Here is a 243-nt window from a genome sequence, read left to right on the forward strand (position 1 = left end):
GTGGCGGGCCTCGCCTTCACGGCGAACACCTCCTACACGCTGAAGGTCTCCGTCACCGGGGCGTCGCCGACGGCGATCTCGGCGAAGATCTGGGCGACGGGCGGCACAGAGCCGGCGAACTGGCAGCTCAACACCACGGATGCCACACCGTTGCAGGGGGCTGGTTCGGTCGGCTTGAGCGGCAACCGCTCGGGGACCGCGACGGCGGCACTCGGTGTCTCCTTCGACTCGTTCCGGGTGACC

At 69.5% G+C, this 243-nt stretch carries 1 protein-coding gene; it reads left to right on the forward strand.

The window, feature by feature from the left end:
* A partial coding sequence (locus SB754_RS22445; protein WP_410784485.1) for a hypothetical protein occupies nucleotides 1–243 on the forward strand: 243 nt, incomplete at both ends.

It is taken from the genome of Leifsonia sp. SIMBA_070, assembly GCF_046534635.1.
Taxonomy (GTDB): domain Bacteria; phylum Actinomycetota; class Actinomycetes; order Actinomycetales; family Microbacteriaceae; genus Leifsonia.